This is a genomic window from Micrococcus sp. iso_229 (genome assembly GCF_058072725.1).
The window spans coordinates 118335-136332 of record NZ_JBYRDV010000002.1 but is presented as its reverse complement, the minus strand read 5'-3'; the positions used below and the strand labels follow the sequence as shown (position 1 = coordinate 136332).

18 protein-coding genes are annotated in these 17998 nt (G+C 69.7%); 11 read left to right on the top strand and 7 right to left on the bottom strand.

Translation table 11 applies throughout. From position 1 onward, the window contains the following. Nucleotides 1-284: 284 nt before the first annotated feature. Entirely contained in the window at nucleotides 285-1091 is an 807-nt protein-coding gene (locus tag AC3RKA_RS11935) for a hypothetical protein (protein ID WP_031943871.1), read from the bottom strand. 262 nt (nucleotides 1092-1353) lie between these two features. On the opposite strand from AC3RKA_RS11935, the gene AC3RKA_RS11930 reads away from it, so the two are divergent. Genes AC3RKA_RS11930 through AC3RKA_RS11895 form a run of 8 tightly spaced genes read left to right on the top strand, consistent with a single transcriptional unit; the run spans nucleotide 1354 to nucleotide 10541 of the window. Then, nucleotides 1354-1581, top strand: a complete 228-nt coding sequence (locus AC3RKA_RS11930) for a hypothetical protein (protein WP_031943872.1) — start codon at nucleotides 1354-1356, stop codon at nucleotides 1579-1581. Then, nucleotides 1578-2672: a conjugal transfer protein gene (locus AC3RKA_RS11925; protein WP_031943873.1), complete on the top strand. Its 1095-nt coding sequence runs from the start codon at nucleotides 1578-1580 to the stop codon at nucleotides 2670-2672. The genes AC3RKA_RS11930 and AC3RKA_RS11925 overlap by 4 nt, the downstream gene beginning before the upstream one ends. Nucleotides 2673-2698: 26 nt before the next feature. Continuing rightward, a complete protein-coding gene (locus AC3RKA_RS11920) occupies nucleotides 2699-2968 on the top strand; it encodes a hypothetical protein (RefSeq protein ID WP_031943874.1) in 270 nt (89 codons plus the stop codon). A gap of 17 nt (nucleotides 2969-2985) precedes the next feature. Further along, entirely contained in the window at nucleotides 2986-3501 is a 516-nt protein-coding gene (locus AC3RKA_RS11915; RefSeq protein ID WP_031943875.1) for a hypothetical protein, read from the top strand. Beyond that, a complete protein-coding gene (locus AC3RKA_RS11910; RefSeq protein WP_031943876.1) occupies nucleotides 3498-6053 on the top strand; it encodes an ATP-binding protein in 2556 nt (851 codons plus the stop codon). The genes AC3RKA_RS11915 and AC3RKA_RS11910 overlap by 4 nt, the downstream gene beginning before the upstream one ends. Beyond that, entirely contained in the window at nucleotides 6050-7996 is a 1947-nt protein-coding gene (locus tag AC3RKA_RS11905; protein ID WP_031943877.1) for a hypothetical protein, read from the top strand. The genes AC3RKA_RS11910 and AC3RKA_RS11905 overlap by 4 nt, the downstream gene beginning before the upstream one ends. Continuing rightward, entirely contained in the window at nucleotides 7993-9759 is a 1767-nt protein-coding gene (locus AC3RKA_RS11900) for a peptidoglycan DD-metalloendopeptidase family protein (RefSeq protein WP_250162143.1), read from the top strand. Before AC3RKA_RS11905 ends, AC3RKA_RS11900 begins: the two co-directional genes overlap by 4 nt. After that, entirely contained in the window at nucleotides 9756-10541 is a 786-nt protein-coding gene (locus AC3RKA_RS11895) for a hypothetical protein (RefSeq protein WP_489727615.1), read from the top strand. The genes AC3RKA_RS11900 and AC3RKA_RS11895 overlap by 4 nt, the downstream gene beginning before the upstream one ends. Before the next feature lie 600 nt (nucleotides 10542-11141). On the opposite strand, the gene AC3RKA_RS11890 is transcribed toward AC3RKA_RS11895, so the two are convergent. After that, complete coding sequence (locus tag AC3RKA_RS11890) at nucleotides 11142-11507, bottom strand: VOC family protein (protein WP_185194564.1); 366 nt, start codon at nucleotides 11505-11507, stop codon at nucleotides 11142-11144. Nucleotides 11508-11597: 90 nt separating this feature from the next. On the opposite strand from AC3RKA_RS11890, the gene AC3RKA_RS11885 reads away from it, so the two are divergent. Then, the gene (locus AC3RKA_RS11885; RefSeq protein WP_489727614.1) at nucleotides 11598-12554 is read left to right on the top strand and encodes a helix-turn-helix transcriptional regulator; all 957 of its coding nucleotides are present in this window, start codon (nucleotides 11598-11600) and stop codon (nucleotides 12552-12554) included. 22 nt (nucleotides 12555-12576) lie between these two features. Here the strand turns inward: AC3RKA_RS11885 and AC3RKA_RS11880 are convergent, their stop codons facing one another. The 5 genes from AC3RKA_RS11880 to AC3RKA_RS11860 form a co-directional block, all read right to left on the bottom strand. Beyond that, nucleotides 12577-13299, bottom strand: a complete 723-nt coding sequence (locus AC3RKA_RS11880) for a 3-keto-5-aminohexanoate cleavage protein (protein ID WP_489727613.1) — start codon at nucleotides 13297-13299, stop codon at nucleotides 12577-12579. Between the two features lie 271 nt (nucleotides 13300-13570). Then, nucleotides 13571-14551, bottom strand: a complete 981-nt coding sequence (locus AC3RKA_RS11875; protein ID WP_250162146.1) for an NAD-dependent epimerase/dehydratase family protein — start codon at nucleotides 14549-14551, stop codon at nucleotides 13571-13573. Between the two features lie 56 nt (nucleotides 14552-14607). After that, entirely contained in the window at nucleotides 14608-14922 is a 315-nt protein-coding gene (locus tag AC3RKA_RS11870; protein ID WP_250162147.1) for a helix-turn-helix domain-containing protein, read from the bottom strand. Between the two features lie 329 nt (nucleotides 14923-15251). Then, nucleotides 15252-15737: a GNAT family N-acetyltransferase gene (locus tag AC3RKA_RS11865; protein WP_250162148.1), complete on the bottom strand. Its 486-nt coding sequence runs from the start codon at nucleotides 15735-15737 to the stop codon at nucleotides 15252-15254. Nucleotides 15738-16080: 343 nt separating this feature from the next. Then, nucleotides 16081-16290 (bottom strand): hypothetical protein, encoded by a 210-nt coding sequence (locus AC3RKA_RS11860; protein WP_250162149.1) that lies wholly within the window; start codon nucleotides 16288-16290, stop codon nucleotides 16081-16083. Between the two features lie 179 nt (nucleotides 16291-16469). Here AC3RKA_RS11860 and AC3RKA_RS11855 point away from each other — a divergent pair, with 179 nt between their 5' ends. After that, nucleotides 16470-17600, top strand: coding sequence for a hypothetical protein (locus tag AC3RKA_RS11855; protein ID WP_250162150.1), 1131 nt, complete (start codon nucleotides 16470-16472; stop codon nucleotides 17598-17600). A gap of 47 nt (nucleotides 17601-17647) precedes the next feature. Then, nucleotides 17648-17971 (top strand): hypothetical protein, encoded by a 324-nt coding sequence (locus tag AC3RKA_RS11850; protein WP_135019345.1) that lies wholly within the window; start codon nucleotides 17648-17650, stop codon nucleotides 17969-17971. Nucleotides 17972-17998: the final 27 nt, after the last annotated feature.

The window sequence follows — 17998 nt, the reverse complement described above, 5'->3', positions numbered from 1 at the left end:
AGTCGGCGGAGTGGACGCAGATTGGGGGCGAAATCGGCGGGATCAAGCCGATCGCGTGTGTGCATCTTGTGACGGTGCGCCGGTCGGGCCGGAGGTTATCCACGTGCATCTTGTGACGGCCAGTGTGTGCATCTTGTGACAGCCACCCCGTCAGAATCGGCATGATTGCAACGATTCTGGAGGGTCCCCATGTAGTAAAACCACATGTATTCCTCCTGTAGTGGGGGGCGGTTTCGCTGTGCATCCGTGGATAGCCGTTCGGTGAGGTGGTCGCGGTCTGGGGTTCAGGCGGCCGGGGCCTGCTCCATGAGGGCCGCGTAGTCGGGAGCCAGCCCGCTGCGCTCCATGGCGTAGTCCTTCACGGCCTGGGTCAGGCGAGTGCGCAGGACGTTGATGCGCTTGCACAGGCCGCGGCCGCTGTAGCCGTACTCGTCGCTCAGGGCTGCGCGCTCGGCCTCGTCGGCCAGCTGGTAGCGCAGGAAGACCGCGGCGTCGCGGCTGGAGAAGACGGCGTTGTCTCGAGCCCAGGCGATCAGGGCGCACAGGTCCCGGGTGGCACGGCCGTTGTCGGCGGCCTCATCGTCGGCCGGCTCCTCGGCCAGCTGCGGCAGCCAGGAGGGCAGGGCCTCGACGTCGGACTGGCCGTCGTAGAGCTTGCGCTCGAGCAGGGAGTCCTTGAGCACGTCCATGGCGAGGTTGCCGATGCACGAGCCAGCCCGATGCAGGGAGGGCCGGCGGATCCACTTCCACGCTGCGGCGATGACGGCGGCGGAGACCTCCTCGCGGGCGGAGTGGTCTCCGTGCATGGTGGCCATGCGCATGCGGGTGTGACGGCCGGCGATCAGGGTGAAGCGAGGCAGCATCAGCTGGAGGACGGCGCGGGCGCAGTCCTCGTCGCCGACCGCGGCCTGCTCGAGCAGGCCGCGCATGATCTGCTCGCGGACCTCCACGGTGCTGCGGGCCACCGTCTGGACGAGCTCGATGCCGGTCTGAGCGCCGTGAGGCCAGGGGTGGGAGGTCTCGGCGTAGCGCACGGCCCACTCGGCGTTCAGGCGGTCGATCACGGTCGGGGCGTAGGTGGTGGTGCTCATCGGACTCGGTCCCTCCATCAGTGGTGTCCGGGCGTCCCGGACGGGTCACTGACCAGCCAAACGAGCAGGTCGGGAAACGAATCTGGATCTGGAGCTGGATCTGCCGATCGTCTGGATTTCCAGAACCTGGACCGCAGGAGATCGGCGTAATCATGCGGATGTGGGGGAGGGGCGGAGAAAAAGTTCCCGCACGGGAGGGACATCGGTTCCCGCGGGCGGCCTTTAGTCCGGTGAGAGATCGCCCGTCCAAGGAGCCCCCGTGATGTCCGAGCAGACCCCCGAGATCGTGACCGATGAGCAGCTGGCCAGCTTCGTGCGTGAGGGCCAGACCATGCGCGAGGCCGAGGCCGTCCTGGAGGCGGGTCTGGCGGACCTGTGTGCGCGGCCGTTCGACCAGGCCAGCCAGGAGGAGATGCGTCGCCTCCTGGACTCCGACCAGCTGCGCGAGGCCACCCTCATCGCCCGGCGGATGGGAGGGCAGGATCGGTGAAACTGCTCTCTCGCAAGAAGAAGACCGAACCCGCCGCGGAGGCGCCGGAGCAGAACAGCCCGACGCCGGCCAAGTCCAAGGTGAACAGCCTGGCCTCCCGGGTCCTGCTCTACGGGTTCTACGGGGCGATGGTGCTGTGCCTGGGCCTGTCCGGCCTGGCCGTGGTGCTGGCCGCTTCGACGGCCTCCCAGCCGGCGCCGACGGTGGAGGTGCCCGACACGTCCACAGCCGAGGGCGTGGCGACGTCCTACGTCTCGGCGTGGCTGCGTGCCACCCGCGACGACCAGAGCCTGCTGGAGCCCTACATCGGTGGCACGAAGATCCCCCAGCTGCCCGTGGAGCCGCTGGGCGTGCGCGACGTCGCCGTGGCCGGCGTCCAGCGCGGCCAGGACCCGAGCATCACCTCCGTGACCGTCGCCGCCCACGTGGAGCAGCGCTCCGGGGCGCCGAGCGCTCCGCAGGGAGCGGAGGCGACCAAGAGCCTGTCCCTGCTGGAGCAGGCGACCGCCTCGCCGACGTCCTCTGCCTCGCCGTCGCCGTCCCCGTCCGCGGCCAGTCCGTCTCCGGCGGCCGCGGCCACCACCAAGCCGGTCCCCTACACGCTGCGGTACTACCAAGTGGCCGTCCACGAGCAGGCCCCCGGCCAGTTGCAGGTCATCGGCTACCCCACCCCGGTGCCGGGGCCGGCTCACGGAGACCCCGTCACCCTGAACTACTCCCATCGGGTCGGCCCGGACACCGACCTGGGAAAGATGCTCGACGGCTTCCTCCAGGCCTACGGCGCCGGCCGCTCGGATGTCTCCCGCTTCCTGGCCCCCGGCTACAAGCTCGCCGCCATCGACCCCGCCCCCTACACCCGCCTGTTCATCCAGGAGATCCGCACCGATCAGGCCCTGGACTCCGTCCAGCCTGGCACCCCGGTGCGCGCCCTGATCCAGGCGGAGGCAGAGCTGCCCGATGAGCGCAACTCGCGTATGGGCGTGACGGTGCCGGTCACCGTGACCTTCCGCGACGGCCGATGGGAGGTGACCTCCCTCGACCCGGCCCCCCTGATCGACACCTCAGCCCCTCAGTCCACCCCGACCCACTGACCCCTCATCTCTGAAAGGGAGACCTCGTGAACGTCTTCACCCCGTACCTCCACTCTTCCCTCACGCTCGGCGCCAACTTCTTCACCTCGATCAACAACCTGATCTCCCAGGCCCAGGTCGTGCTCAACGCGCTGATCATCTTCCTGGGCGTGGTGATCTTCCTGATCGGCTCGGCCCGCGGCAAGTGGACCCTGCCGGCGATCCTGCTCTCCGCTCTGGCCGGCGGCCTGTTCATCTGGGGCGGCGTGGCCGGCGTCCAGTGGGCCGCGGACTCCGCCGGCACGACCATCAAGTGATCGGCCAGGAGTAAGCCATGACCGAGACCGGACGGTTCTACAGCAGCATCCGCCGCATCCCCACCACGCTCTACCGGCTGCCCGACGGCACCCGCGTGCCCGGGGGCCCCTACACGCTCGTGCAGGGCGTGGGCGGGGCGATCACGGTGGCGCTGCTGTGGGCCGTCCGGAGGTCCTGGACCACCGGCTTCGACCTGCTCGACTTCGCCGGCGCCCTGGCCGCTGGCTTGGCGGTCACCTGGCTGCTGCGCTTCGCCCCGGACAACCTCCACGAGCTGAGCCTGGTCATCACCGGAGCCTTCCTGGCCTGGTCCAAGCCGCCCCACGGGCATTACCGCGGCGAGACGTTCGCCCCCAAGAAGGCTCCCGCAGGGATGCCCGAGAAGCCCTCCACCCCTACCGCTCCCGCCCGCGCGATGTCCACCGACGAACCGCAGGGCGAGCCCGCGCCGACGTACCGGCCGATGGGCACCTCCTCCGTGGCCCGACTCCTCCAGCAGAGCACGACCGAGAACAAGGACACCCAGCGATGAAGAACTCCCTCCTGTACCTGCGCGAGAACCTCATGTGGACCTCCACGGGCACGGTGTGGGCAATGTGGCGCGTGCACGGGCTGCCCTACGGCTTCGGTAAGGGCGAGCACAAGGAGCGGGCCATGCTCGCCCACCAAGCCCTCTTCCAGGGCCTGCGCGGTGAGGCCATGCTCATGGGCCTGTGCGCCGAGCTCGACCCCGCCGCCGTCGTCGAGCGCATGCTCGACGGTGTCGACCTGGAGCAGTGCCCCAACTACCTCGAGGAGGTCGAGCTCTCTTTGGACGAGCTCGAGACGATCCCCGTGGGCGAGCGCGCCTACTGGCTGGCCGTGCCGCTGCCGTCCAAGTCGATCACCGACCGCCTCCAGACCCTGATCCGCTCCGTCGACGGCAAGCTGCGCGAGCAGCTGGCCCTGCCCACCTGGCGACCCACGGAGGCGGAGATCCAGGCTCTGGGGCGCACGGCCGAGCACATCGGCCGGGCCATCCCCGCCGCCTTCAAGGCTGTCCCCTCCTCTCCGGCCGAGGTCGCCTGGATCTACGCGCACTCCCAGAGCCGGGGCCTGGGATCGGATCCCACCGCGCCCGCTGGCGGAGAGGACGTGCAGGCGTTCACCTCCGGGGCGAGCATTCCCGAGCCGCTCGTGGACGAGGGCGGCCAGTCCGACGTCAGCGCCAAGGAGAGGCTGAACCCCTTCGGCCGCCGGTACGTGAAGATCGCCTCCGAGACCACCGCAGGACAGGCCTCGTACCAGGTGGTGATGGCCCTGACTGCCGGCCCCCGCGAGGGCTTCACCTTCCCCGACGACGAGTACGTCTCCTACATCGACTCCCTCAGCGTCAACGCGGACTGGATCATGCGCATGAACGTGCTGCCGGCCAAGCGCGCCGCCGCTCGGAACAAGCGTGCCGAGGAGAAGCTCAACGAGGAGTACAACCAGCAGGAGGGCGACTCCCACGCGATCACCGGCGGATCCACCCGCCTGGACGCGATCGCCGAGGACCTCAAGGCCTACCACGCCGCACTGAACTCCTCGGAGGCCGAGGTCTCCGTCGACGTCGCGGTGATGTTCATCGTCGGCGCCGAGACCCCCGAACAGGCCCAGGACCAGGCCCAGATGATCCAGGCGGCCTACTCGGCGCGCGACTTCAAGGTGATCACGCCCCTGGGCTACCAGGAGTCGCTGTGGTGGGCGTGCCTGCCAGGCACGCCGGCCTCCTCCGTGGTGAAGAAGCTCGAGCTGCTGGTCACCGGCCGGCACCTGGCCTTCGGCGTGCCCATGGTGACCGACGCGCTGGGCACCCGCACCGGATTCCGGCTGGGCACGAACATCTCCTCCTCGCGCCGCAGCCCGGTGTTCATGAACATCGGCGGCCTCATGGAGGCCGACATGTCCGGCTCGTTCGCCGTCACCGGCGAGAACGGCTCCGGCAAGTCCACCCTGCTGAAGATCGTGGCCGGCAACGTCTTCGACCGCGGAGGCCAGATCGTGGCCCTCGACCGCTCCGACAACACCGAGTGGGCGGCCCTGGGTCGACTGCTCACCGAGCGCGAAGGCTCCCAGCCCACCGTCGTCGAGCTCGGCGACACCCGCTGGTCGATCGACCCCCTGCGCCTGTTCCCGGGCAAGGTCGCCGCGCGCGTGACCCGCTCCCTGGTCTCCGTGCTGCTGGGCTTCGGCTCGAACTCCGCCGAGGGCCGGCTGCTCGGCCAGCTGCTGCACCCCGACTACGCGCAGGAGCACCAGATCACCTCCATGGGGTCCCTGGTAGCCCACCTGCTCTCCGGCCAGGGCTTGGCGGGGGAGGAGCCGGAACAGACCCGCGCGATCGCGTTCGGCCTCCAGAACGTGCAGTCCACCGAGTTCGGGCCCCTGCTCTTCGACGAGTCCCTGCCAACCCTGGACCTGTCCTCGCGCTTCCTCACCTTCTGCACCCGCGGCGTGGAGCTGCCCCGACGCCACGAGCTGGAGTCCGCCGCGCTGAAGGCGGAGCTGCCGGTGGAGAAGGTCATCGGCCGCGCCCTCTATGCCCTGATCGTGGCCATCAGCCGCGTCGTGCTCTACGCCGACGACTCCATCGAGTCGCTGATGATCGTCGACGAGGCCCACCACGCCACCGGCTCCCCGGAGACCGAGCTGGAGCTGTCCAACGTGGTCCGCTACGGCCGCAAGCACAAGGCCGCCGTGGCGTTGGGCTCGCATGACGCGTCAACGGACTTCGGATCCCAGCAGCTCCAGGCGCTGATCCCCGTGCGTATCGTCTGCCGTTCCCGCGACTCCAAGATGGCCCAGCGCAACCTCGACTGGATGGCCGACATGGGGCAGGACGAGTGGGTCGAGCTGGTCACCTCCGGGCTCTCCCCCCTGGACGACAACGAGGAGGTGGCCCCCGAGCGCCGCGGTGAGGCGTTGATGCGTGACGCCTACGGAAACGTCGCCAAGATCAAGGTGCTTCCTCCGCTCTCGCCGGCCCGCTTCAAGGCCGTGATGAGCTCCCCGCCCAAGCGCGGAGCCTCCACCGAGACCGCCAAGGAGCTGGTGCACGCATGAGCGCACGCGGATGGATGCGACGAGCTGGCGTCAGCGCTGCCGTGTTGCTGACCATGCTCTGGGCCGCCCCGGCCGCCTCTGCGGCCCCGGCAGCCCCGGCGCAGTCGGGGGTGATGGGCCTGGAGGAGTGGTCCCAGCAGGTCACCGACTCCTCCGGTGTGCCCATCTCCAAGTACGAGGCACTGCCCCTGGACCACGGCGCCGGAGGCATTGACATCAACCCCGCCCGCGACGCGCTGGTCTCCGTGCTCGACTTCTTCTGGGGCCTGCACTACATGTGCGTGACCACGTGCATGTGGCTGCTGCACACCCTGCTCGGCTTCCAGTGGGTCTCCTGGTTCTCCGGCCCGATGGAGGTCCTCGGCCAGAACTTCGGGCAGCTGGTCGCACAGATCCACTGGATCCCGCTGGCGGCGATGATCTCCGGCACGACCATCGGCCTGCTGTTCTTCATGCGCAAGCGCGGCGCGGCCTGGGGGGAGATGTTCGTCTCCGTGATGATGGTCGTGGTCGCTACGAACATCGCGCTGAACCCGGTCGCCTACATCACCGGCCCGGACGGCGTCCTCCAGACCTCCCAGCAGACCGCGGCGCAGATCGCCGTGGAGGCCACCGGAGGCAAGGGCGCGATGGACGGCGGCGCGGACGCCTCCTCGGCCCTGGGCCAGTCCGTGATGGCCGACCTGACGGACGCGATGCTGCGCGGGCCCTCCCAGGCCGTCGCCTTCGGCCAGTTGCTCGAGGGCGGCTGCGCCAGCACCTTCACCGAGACGATGAAGGCCGCGGACCCCATGGACGTGGAGTCCAAGTCGGTGATGGACCCGGTCAAGGGGTGCAGTGATTCGGCCAAGAGCTGGTCCGAGTCGACCTCCTTCACCAAGGTCGCCCCCATGCTCATGACCAACCTGGGCTCGGCAGCCTTCGCCGTGCTCGTGGCCACCATGGCGGTGGTGCTGTTCCTGGCCGTGCTCATCGCCCTGTTCTACGGGGTCTACCAGGCGCTGGCCGTGATGATCTCGATCCTGCCGGGCACCTCCCGCAAGGAGTTCTTCGGCGCGTTCGTCGGCGTGATCGCCTGTGGTGTGGTCATCGTGGCCGCGATCGTGCTCGTGGCCGTGTCCCTACGCCTGGTGGCCAGCATGTTGCTGACCACCGCAGCCCTCGGCGTGACCCTCCAGATGCTGTTGCTGGTGCTCATGCTGATCGCGCTGATCTGGCTGGTGCTGCGCGTGCGTCACGGGATCATGAAGAAGGGCGACCAGACCGCCCGCTGGCTCTCGCGCTTGGGCGCCGGCCAGGAGAAGAAGTCCAGCGTGCCGATGAAGTCGCTGGTGGGCATGGCCGGCACGGCCCTGGGCGGCTACAAGTTCGGCCGCCTCGGTCTGGCCAAGGGCGGCGGCCAGGACGGGCCTGCGCGCTCCCGGCCGACCGGCGGCGGCGCCGGCCCCTCGGGCGGCTCCGATACGCCCAGCGGAGGACCGCGCCGGCCGGATCCCCGCGGCCCCCAGGTCTTCGGCCGTGCCGCGCGCGCCGACGGCGGTAGCGGGCCTGCGCGCCGGCGCCGTCCGGGCGGGCAGCTGCCCCCGGCTCCGCTGGTGCGTGCCGTCGGCGTCGGGGCGGCTGCCATCGGTGGTCCGATGGGTGGGGCGGTCAACGTCGTTGCCCAGGGCGCGGCCTGGTCCATCGAGCGCCAGAACCGCAAGGAGCTCACCGGCCCCGGCAAGCCCCAGCGGGTGCCTCGCCAGTCCCGGATCACGGTGGGCAGCGACGGCAAGGCCACCGTGACCCCCCGCCGGCCCGAGGTCGTGGAGGGCACCGTCGTGGATTCGAGCCAGGGCCCCCAGCAGCCCCCGCGGCGGCCGCGGTCGGACAGCACGGAGGCCACCCAGCGGATGCGCGAGCGCCTCCGGGCCGCCCAGGGCCCGCGAGGGCAGCACGCATGAAGCGCCGCGCCGTCTTCATCGGGGCCGGCGCCGTGGTGGCCGTCGTCGCCTTCGTGGTGGTGCTGATCCTGCTGATCATCCTGATGATCGGCGGCGCCCAGCAGAAGCTGAAGATGCAACAGTCCTCCCTCTCCTGTGTCGTGGGGGGCCTGAGCGCCGCAGACGGGTCCCTGGCCATCCCGCTGATGGGCCGGGTCACCTCCGACTACGGGCCGCGCCCGAACCCCTTCGGGCCCGGGTACATCCCCCCGGGCTACACGAGCGAGGCGCCCTTGCTTTTCCACGGTGGCGTGGACATCGGCGGCATCCCCGAGGGCACCCCCATCAACGCCGTCATGGGCGGCACGGTCATCGGCACCAACATGGAGGGTGAAGAGGGCGGCAACATCCTCAAGATCGACTCGGGCAACGGGATCGAGTGGCGCTATGTCCACCTCGCCAACGGCACCACCGTGGTCAAGCCCGGCCAGCAGGTGAAGGCCGGGGACCACCTGGCCGGAGCCGGCGAGACCGGCGTGGCCACGGGCGTGCACCTGCACCTGATGCTCTACGTCAACGGCGAGCGGTCCAACCCGCAGACCTGGCTGGCCGAGCGCGGCCTGATCCTGGAGAAGGGCCAGATGCCCCGGCTGACCTCTCCGGCCGGCGGCGGTGCCGCGCAGGCGGCGTCCTCGAGCTCGGCAGCAGCCTCCTCAAGTTCGGCTCCCTCGGCCAAGTTGGCCAGCGGATCCTCGCCCGCGGGCGCCGCAGCCTCGGACGGGCAGCCCCCCAAGGTCAACGGGCCGGTGCGGATCACCTTGCCCGAGGGCAGCGAGTGGACGCTCTCCCCGGAGCAGGTGGAGAACGCGGCCCTGATCATCGGGGTGGCGCGCGAGCTCAACATCTCGGACAAGGGGATCCAGGTGGCGCTGATGACCGGGCTCCAGGAGACCATGCTCCAGAACATGGCGAACCCGACCCTGCCGGAGTCCATGAACTTCCCGCACCAGAAGACCGGCACCAACAAGGACTCGGTCAACGTCTTCCAGCAGCGCACCGTGGCCGGCTGGGGAAGCGTGCCGGAGCTGATGAACCCCGAGTACGCCGCACGAGCGTTCTTCGGCGGCCCAACCGGCCCGAACAAGGGCATGCCCCCGGGCCTGCTGGACATCCCCGGTTGGGAGGGCATGGCCCCCGGGTCGGCTGCCCAGGCCGTACAGAACTCGCGCCACCCCGACGAGTACAACAAGTGGGAGAACGCGGCGAACCAGATCTTGGGCCAGGTCACCGGCACCACCCCCATGATGTGCCAGGGCGCCGGCGGGGCTGCGGCCGCAGCCAGCGCCACCTCCAGCACCGCCCCCGAGGGCAACCACGCCCTGGACGAGGACACCAAGCGCCTGGAGATCCCGGCCGACTTCTCGCGCTCGAAGATCGTCTCCCGCGCCGAAGCCGGCATCGGCGGCACCTACACCTACGGCGCCGCGGACTTCCGATCCTGGGATGCCACCGGGCTGGTCTCACGCGTCTACCAGGACAACGGGATCGACATGCCCCGCCAGGCCCCGTGGACCGTGGGCAAGCGCACCGAGACCCCGCAGCCCGGCGACATCGTCGCCCAGAAGTGGGACCCCACCCGCGGGCGGTGGGAGCACGTGGGCATCTACGTCGGCGACGGCATGATGATCTCCGCGATCAACGAGTCCGCCGGCACCCGCAAGCACCCGGTCACCCAGACCGGCACCGACACCGTCTACTTCGACGTGATCCAGGAGAAGAAGTGAGCCGCACGGACACCACCCGCCACCCCCAGGAGCCCCAGCCCCGCCAGGGGCGGGCCTGGCCCTTCCTGGTCGGCGCTCTCGCCGCGGCAGGCGCCGGCGCGTGGCTGCTCACCGGCACCCCCGGCGAGCAGGCGCCGGAGGGACCGGCCCCCACCCCCACGGCGGCCGCGAACTCCACGGCCGGGGCCTGGCCTCAGCCGTCGGCCAGCACCGCCCCGGCCAGCGCTGCGAGTCAGGAAACGAATCGGGAAACGACCCCCTCCACGGGGCCGTCGAAATCTGGAAACGCCCAGGTCAGCCCGTCATCGGTCAGTGCGGCGCGCAGCTCCCAGATCGAGGTGGAGAAGGCCGCCCAGGAGCGAGCCGTCCAGGGTCTGGACCCCGACGCCCGCAAGCGTGCCGAGGACGTGGCCAGCCGGTTTGCGCAGGCCATGAACGCGCGCACGTGGCAGACCAGCCGGCAGCAGTGGCGGGAGGCACTGGCACCCACGGTGAGCCCTGAGCTGCTGAAGACGCTCGACGTCGATCGGGACTGGGAATCCGACGCCCAGCACCGCTTCGTACAGGCCAAGGCCAGCACGTCGGTGCAGGTGCTCGAGTCGCGCGCGCAGACCGTTCAGGGCGAGCGCGTCGACGTCGCGCTCATGGTGGCCACCGAGACCACCGGCGAGGACCCCTGGGTCACCGCGCCGCGGACCGAGCGCCCCATGACCGTCGTCGTGGACACCACCCAGAACCGGGTTGTTGAACAGATCGACATGACCCCGCACGGCGGCCTCTGAGACGCCCCCCCCGGCCAGGCCCTACGACACGTAGACCAGCGGCTGCGACATCTTCACGCGAGCTCCCCAGCGGGAAGCCGTGCCATACGAGCACCAGCGACCGGCGAGCATCCAAGGAGCACCGAAGGTAGACGGGAGCCAGAGCGTAGCCGTGCGCGGGCGAGCAGACCGGGAGCAGGCAGCCAGCGGCCCGGCGGAAACCAAGCCGCACGAGGGCCAGAGGGAGGGGAGCCTGCCGCCACCGACCAGCCACAGATCCACGGGAACCTCGAGGTAGGCCCGCCAGATCCAGGCCAGCGAGCCGCCCCTGATCCACGCCCCAGAGACCCCCTCTGGGCCTGGATCAGGGGCGGCTCCGTTCGGGGGATGAGCAGCAGTGGCGAGGCGATGTGCATGGGCCACACGGGTGTCGAAATGCAGCGAAGATTTCACACGACACGCGGTGGGCATCTCTCGGAGACGACGGATCAGGCACGACCTGAAGCGTAGGTCCTGGCGCGGTCGGGGGCTCCCACCACTCGGCACGACGGTGATGACGGCCAGGCTCAATGGTGGCGGCGAGCGTGAACTCGCCGCCACCGCTGAGTGGCTTACCCAAGATCAGTCGATGGGGCTGACGCGGATGAGGTTGCCGTCGGGGTCGGCGACGACAAAGGTCCGGCCGAAGACGTCGTCGTGCGGCTCCTCGACGACGCGCGCCCCCTTGGTGACCCACGCTCGATAGAGGTCGTCGACCGCAGTGGGCGCCCCCGGCACCATGAGACCGATCTCGCTCGTGCGAGGCGTCTGGGGAGAGGCATGCTCGTTGTCTCCGGTCCAGATCGCGAAGAGCACGCCCGGGGCCACCTCGAAGGCGACGTACCGCGGGCTGGTGAAGTCAGGCTGGATGTCGAACAGGTTTCGGTAGAACGCTGTGGACCGTTCAGCGTCACTGACGTAGGTCATGAACAGGTTGGGTGCCGGCATGAGGTTCCTCCTCGCTCGGGGGTGGCGGACGTGTCCATCCGAGCAGCTGAAGACGACAGAACGTGTCAGGTTCTCTGCCAGGATTTGGGCATGAAGTCCTCTCGGCTGTTGTCGATGCTGCTGCTTCTGCAGACCCATGAACGGATGACCAGCCGGGAGCTGGCCCAACGCTTCGAGGTCTCCCAGCGGACGGTCCTTCGTGACGTCGAGGCCTTGTCGGCCGCCGGTGTTCCGGTCCACACCGAACGCGGCCGCGGCGGCGCCATCGTCCTGGACCGACGCTCCCGGCTTGATCCGGTGCGCCTGGACCCGGCCGAGCTCCAGCTGCTGGCTGTCGCGGGACTCGACTCCACGCAGCTGGAACGCCTCGGCCTGCAGGAGATCGGGAGCCGGCTTCAGGACAAGGTGGCAGCGACGCTGGCACGACGGACGGAACCCACGCCCGCCACGCTGTCCGAGGTGCTGCTCGTCGATGCGGCCGGCTGGTTCTCGGACGGACCGGGCACGGATCTCACGGACCTCGTCGAAGCAGCCCGTGCTCGGCGGCGCCTGCGACTGCGGTATCGCCGCAGTGGGGAGGCGGCGGGACGATGGCTCGTCGCCGACCCCTACGGCCTGGTGAGCAAGGCCGCTTCCTGGTACCTGGTGGCCGACGTCGACGGTCGCCCGCGACTGTTCAACGTGGATCGCATCGAAGCGCGGCAGGCACTGGCGGAGGGGGCGCTCCTGCGCCCGGAGCAGGACCTCCGCTCCGTCTGGGAGTACCTGCGGCAAGGATTTCGACCGACTTCGGTCGTCGACGTCCACGCGCGTCTGCGCTCCAGCCGGGTGGATCTGGCCCGCCGCATCCTCGGCAGCCGCCTGATCGCCGTCGACGACCCAGGTGCCGAATGGGTCACGATCGTCGTCCGGTATCCGGAGGTGGAGTCGGTCCGTCAGCTGCTCCAGTTCGGCGACCACATCCGCGTCACCGCACCGGCTGAGGCCATTGACCGGATCCGTGACCTGGCCGCGCAGCTCTGGGAGAACCATGAGGGGAGCGGGTGAGCCGTGGCTCTGCTCGGGCTGCTCAGGCAGGACAGAGGATGCCCTGCGCGACTCGCACCAGCTCCGCGTTCCCCGCCGCCGTCCGCCCGTCCGGCAGCGCCAGGGTGTCCTCGAGGCCGATCCGGGAGGCGAGGCCGAGGCGTCGGGCCAGAACGATCGTCGCCCAGGTTGATCGCTCCTCCCCATGCAGGAGCACGCGGGCACCGGGATCGGCACGGCGGACACCCTCGACGAGCACGGGGGCGACGGTCTCTGCATCTGCCGGTGGCATGTCCTGCACCTCGACCAGCACACGCAGACAGCGACGCCGTATCGGGGAAGCTGCCCATGCCCGCAGGCCTCGCTCGTGCCAGATGCCGGCCTCGACGCCGACACCTCGTTCGAGCAGGGCGGCGGCCACGTCCTCCGCGCCGTCCTCGTGCCAGTTCACGGAGGCGAAATCCGGCAGCTCCCGCCATCGGCGGACGGTATGGAGTCGGTCCGCTGCCCGAGGCGCAGTCCAGGCCCCCGTGGTGACGCCGACCGGAGTGCCGGGACACCGCTCGCGGACCGCTCGCACCCACCGGTCGACGTGTGGAGCCAGGAGGCTGTCCCTGCCCTGTTCGTCCTTGGGATGGAGATGGATCGCATTCGCTCCGGCCGCAACGGCGTCGGCACACTCGGCGGCCACGTCCTCGGGAGAGGCACTGAGCCGGGGATGCTCGCCGGGTGTCCTGGCTCCGTTCACGCAGACCTTGAGCAGCATGGGGCGCACGCTAGATGAAGCGATCTCCGAGGGGAAGCGTCGGGATCCATGGCAAATCTCCGAGATCCACGCCCGTGGACGTGGGGGTCCGGGTGACCGGCCCGGGCAGGCTTCAGGCCTGATCCCTCAGTGTGGTCACGGGGTGGCCGGGTAGAAAGCCTGCCCGCGCGTTTGTGCGATCGTGCCGTCGAGTTGCAGCGAAGAATCCACACGGCTCGCGGTGCACTCGGCGCAGAGTGGGCGGATCTCGGTCATCGTGAAACCGGGCCCCTTAGCCGCTGGTGGGGCTGAGGGCGGCGCGCAGGGCGGTTTCCTCCTGGTCGGACAGCCCCACGGGGCGCTCCGTCGTGCGCGCCTCCTCGGTGGCCAGGGCGGCCGCGAGGGTTTCGCCCAGCGGGCGGCGGACCAGCCCGTGGGCCAGGGCCGCCGAGGAGTCGACGCTGCCGACGTGACGGAACCCCGGCAGCGGAATCCAGAGGGGCAGCGAGGACGGCCCCGCCCACGGGGCGATGCCCTGGGACAGTAGGACGTCGTCGGGGATCACACGCGGCTGAGCGGCCGACCCGGTGACCTCGATGCTCGCCCGGTAGAGGTCTGCCAAGGTGTGGGTCTGACCGGCGGCGTTGAACGTGCCGGTGACCGTGTGTTCCATGCAATGCAGAATCCACGCGGCCAGGTCTGCCACGTCGATGAGGGAGACGGGGAACGTCGCATCGGGCACCAGCACGTCGGTCCCCGTCGGGTGTGCGAATCGCCAGGGGTAGTAGCCGGACCGTCCGGTGTCGTCGCCAGCGCCGCCGATCAGCCCGGGGCGGATCACGGTGACCTGCCCATCCGCGCCTCGGTAGATGTCTTCGCAGCGGCGCTTGACCCCGGGGTACTGGTTCATCTCGGTCATCAGGTCGATGTCCGCGGGCGGTGCCAGGGGGGCGTCCTCGTCCTGACCGGGTGTGTCGAACGAGGCGTAGACGCTCGTGGTCGAGACGAAGAGGCGGTGGCGGGTGGTGAGCTCCGTGATGGCGTCGCGGGCGTGGGCCGGATGGGATGTCAGGTCGACGACGGCGTCCCAGGTCTGAGCGGCGACCGGGGCGAGGGCGTCGGGATCGTCCCGATCGGCGCGGACGAAGGTGACACCGGACGCGGCGGGGGCTGACCCGCGGGCGAGGCACGTGACGGCGTGGCTGTCGTCGAGCGCGGCGCGGGCGAGTGCCCGGCCGAGGAAGCCGGTGCCGCCGAGGAGGAGGATGTGCATGTCCTCAGTGTGTCGGGCGGACGCGTCGATGTGGGGCGAATCTGCTGTGAGCGGCGTCAGGCTGCCATAGCCAGGACCGCGGGTCCGAGACGGTCCGTCCTGTCGAGTACGGACGCTGCGCGGCGGGCAATCTCGTGGACAGGAGTTTCGAGGGCGTCAGAGACCGCGTGAAGCACCTCGGAGGACGGATCTTTGAGGCCGCGCTCGACCTCCGAGAGGTACTGCGGAGCGATACCGGCCCGCTCGCCCACGTCTGTGAGCCGCTCTCGTCGCGTGTGCCGCTCCTGCCGAACGACATGGCCGATCGCTTCCCGCCACAGCAGCTGCCGGTGCTGGTCCGATCTATCCGCAAGGTACACGACTTCTCCCATGGGCCCACGATAAGGCGGTGAGCAGGCTGTCGGGAGTTCCCTGATTCAGCCAGGGAAGCCCCGGCGGTAAGAGTCCCTTCTCCTGTGCTGTCAAGAGGTGAGGCGCTAGAACGTGTATGAATCAAATTGGCGCGTTTTGGAACTCTTCGCTGCATCTCGACAACGGGGGCGGGAAGTGCGCCGGAGACGGCACCGCAGGAGTGCCGTTCAGGTGCTGTCGAGATGCAGTGAAGATTTCATGGGACACGCGGTGAACTCTTCACAGAATGAGGCCTCGGGTCACCCATGCGAAGAGTCGCCGTGGCCACTGATGTCTCCGGTCAGTACAGCTAGGGGACGTAGCGCAATGCTGTGGAGTGCGGCTCTGTGAACCCCAGCCGGCGGTACAGGCCTAGAGCCGACCCGGATGCCAACAGGTCCACGACTTCAGCGCCCTGGTCGGTCAGCCACCGGAGCAGGCTGGAGGTGACGGCAGCCCCGACGCCGTGGCCGCGATGCTCCGAGGCGGTGATGACGCTGTTGATCTGGCCCATGAGGCCGGTGGGGAATCCCGGGCCGGGCAGCTGGTGGATGAGGATCGCGTGTCCCCATCCGAGAACGGCCCCGTCGGGGGTGGTTGCGACGGAGTAGTGGTGGTCGGGGTGAGCCAGCTGCTGCTGGATGATCTCAGCGCAGGTTTGCTGCCAGGTCGTGTCGCGGACGGCTTCGGGGTGGGTGGCGCTTCCCGAGGCAGCGAGGTCGTGGAAGAGGTGGCCGCGGAGGGTGACCATGGTGGGGATGTCGGCTGGGTCTGCGGGCCGGATGACGGATTCCATGTCGTCAGCATGCCGTGAACTGCTTCAGGGGTGGACTGCCGGTGTCGAGATGCAGCCCAGATTCCACACGACGCGCGGCGAACTCTTCGCATATCGGGCGGGATCCGGTCGGCGTGAAAACTGGGTGTCCAGAGGGGTGCTCCCGCGCGCCCCAGGGCTCGCCAGAAACGTACGGGCGGCTGCGGCTCTGGCGGGTTGGTTGTGGCGAGTCATGTGGCGGGCGGACAGGGCCGGAGGTGGCGCGCACGGCGCACGACGGGACCCCTCGCCACAAACGACCGATATGGGCGTTCAGCGAGGGGGTGAGTCGGTCTCTGCGGATCGGGGGGTCACCGCGGGGAGGTCACAGGGGAGCTTCACGACTGTCCGACTCGCGGCGACGCTTGGTGATCGCAGTCCGAAAGATGAGCGGCACGATCCCGAGGACGAAAAGACCCCAGCCCACCAGGGCGCGCCATTCCACCTGCGAGTTGGAGAGAACAAGGCTCCCGGCGAGCCATAGCGCCATGGTCAGCAAGGTGAGGCCCCAGTAGGTTCGCTGTGATTTTCTCATGTCTCCACAGTAGAAGAGTGGGAGAGGCCATGGGGAAAGGGCCCGGTGGGAGCATGCAGCAGCGACCGATCCGGGCAGAGACGTGGAGACTCCGTTTCGGGGCCAGCATGGTGGGGGATGGGCCTGGCACCGCGGATCTGGCCCTCGACGAAGCCTGAGGGCCGGGGGAGGATGGGCCGATGAAGGCGAGCGTGCAGGACCTGCTGGCCGGCCCGCGTGGGCGGCGTCTGTGTCTGGAGGCGACGAGGATGCTCAGCCTCCGGGTTGCCGAGCTGGTGTTCTGGCTGGGCTATGAGCTGGATCCGGGCCGGGGCACCTCCCTGGTCGTGTGGTCCCCGGGCGGCGGTGCCCTGGAGGCGGGCGCGCGTCCTGCCGTGTCCATCGAGCAGGTGGCGCAAGCGATGGCCGACCTCGACCTCTCGGGCCTGACGGAGGAGGTGGTCCAGGCGGCCCTGGTCGGTACGGTCATGTCGGCCCGGTACTGGCAGGAGCCCGACGGCGAGGATGTGCTCGCCGGGCATCCGGCCGTCCAGGCCGCCCTGGAACCGGTGGCCGAGGGCGTGCTGGGATCGGCAGTGGCCCGGCACTGGGGGAGTCCGCGCGCAGCGGCGCAGTGGGTGATCGACTGGCGGGCGTTCGAGGATCCGGCCCCGGTGTCCCGGGATGCTCAAGGGGTCCTGGCGGCCTGGGCTCGGGAAGAACGGCGGCAGGAAGTCCGGGCTGCCACTGAGCATCCTGCTGATCCGACGGCGAACTTCTCCGGGACCTGGTGGTCCATCCCGCAGGGGGCCGTCGTCAGCGTCGGGCAGATCCCGGCTGGGTTGGACCTCGTCGAGGACGACATCGGCGCGGAGGCGGCCACGGTGATCCCGGTGCGGGGAGCGGGTCGGACGTATGAGGTCCGTGGCCCCGGTGACTGGGTCCGGCTGTGTCGGCGGTTCCCGCTGGAGGTCAGTGCCTCGCGTCGGCACGACTGGTACCGGGTGACCGGCCGGTCCGGGCGGTGGGTCATCCCGGACTGGGAGCAGGTCGCTTCCGAGTGGGACGCGGTGCACCTGACCACCTTGGGCTATCTCGGCGCGGCCACGCGCGCTCTGCCCGTGGACGCGGACATGGCCACGGTGCTCGCCGGGTGGAACCCGGACACCACCGTGTGGCTCACCGACACGGTCCGTGAGTCGGAGGAGCCCCGCCAATGTTGGCAACGCGTATCCGGCGACGACGGATGGGCCCGTTGCTTGCCCGTCCGTGATGTCGGCTCGGAGGGCCCCGCGCGGGGACGCGGGGCCAGCCCGCCGGTGGAGGGGTGAGCAAGCGCGGGCCTTCTGCGTCGGGCCAGATGCCTTCCACGGAGGCTGTGCTCAGCATCCTTCGGCGTCTGGAGCGGCGTCACTTCAGCCGTGATGTCTATGCGCGGTTGCTTGACGCCGACGTGACCGGGGAGGTGCTCACGGTGGTGGCCTGGCAGGGGGGGCCTTCCCCGGCGGACCCGGAGCGGGTGATCGCTCACCGCACGGGCCTGCGCCAGCGTCTGACCGAATGCCGTGGCGATCTCGAGGCGGTGCTGATGGATGCGTTGCAGTTCGGTGTGTACGAACCAAGCTCGCCGGGCAGGCCGCCGGCGGGGGATGAGCCTGCCCGGCTGCTGGAGAAGTATCCCGAGGCCACCTGGTACGAGTGAGGAAGCTGGAGCGACGCGCGGCAACAT

Coding starts and splice junctions, on each gene's coding strand:
- AC3RKA_RS11935 (WP_031943871.1), bottom strand. CDS start 1,091: ATGAGCACCACCACCTACGCCCCGACCGTGATCGACCGCCTGAACGCC.
- AC3RKA_RS11930 (WP_031943872.1), top strand. CDS start 1,354: ATGTCCGAGCAGACCCCCGAGATCGTGACCGATGAGCAGCTGGCCAGC.
- AC3RKA_RS11915 (WP_031943875.1), top strand. CDS start 2,986: ATGACCGAGACCGGACGGTTCTACAGCAGCATCCGCCGCATCCCCACC.
- AC3RKA_RS11910 (WP_031943876.1), top strand. CDS start 3,498: ATGAAGAACTCCCTCCTGTACCTGCGCGAGAACCTCATGTGGACCTCC.
- AC3RKA_RS11905 (WP_031943877.1), top strand. CDS start 6,050: ATGAGCGCACGCGGATGGATGCGACGAGCTGGCGTCAGCGCTGCCGTG.
- AC3RKA_RS11900 (WP_250162143.1), top strand. CDS start 7,993: ATGAAGCGCCGCGCCGTCTTCATCGGGGCCGGCGCCGTGGTGGCCGTC.
- AC3RKA_RS11890 (WP_185194564.1), bottom strand. CDS start 11,507: ATGCCGGCACCCAACCTGTTCATGACCTACGTCAGTGACGCTGAACGG.
- AC3RKA_RS11885 (WP_489727614.1), top strand. CDS start 11,598: ATGAAGTCCTCTCGGCTGTTGTCGATGCTGCTGCTTCTGCAGACCCAT.
- AC3RKA_RS11880 (WP_489727613.1), bottom strand. CDS start 13,299: ATGCTGCTCAAGGTCTGCGTGAACGGAGCCAGGACACCCGGCGAGCAT.
- AC3RKA_RS11875 (WP_250162146.1), bottom strand. CDS start 14,551: ATGCACATCCTCCTCCTCGGCGGCACCGGCTTCCTCGGCCGGGCACTC.
- AC3RKA_RS11870 (WP_250162147.1), bottom strand. CDS start 14,922: ATGGGAGAAGTCGTGTACCTTGCGGATAGATCGGACCAGCACCGGCAG.
- AC3RKA_RS11865 (WP_250162148.1), bottom strand. CDS start 15,737: ATGGAATCCGTCATCCGGCCCGCAGACCCAGCCGACATCCCCACCATG.
- AC3RKA_RS11860 (WP_250162149.1), bottom strand. CDS start 16,290: ATGAGAAAATCACAGCGAACCTACTGGGGCCTCACCTTGCTGACCATG.
- AC3RKA_RS11855 (WP_250162150.1), top strand. CDS start 16,470: ATGAAGGCGAGCGTGCAGGACCTGCTGGCCGGCCCGCGTGGGCGGCGT.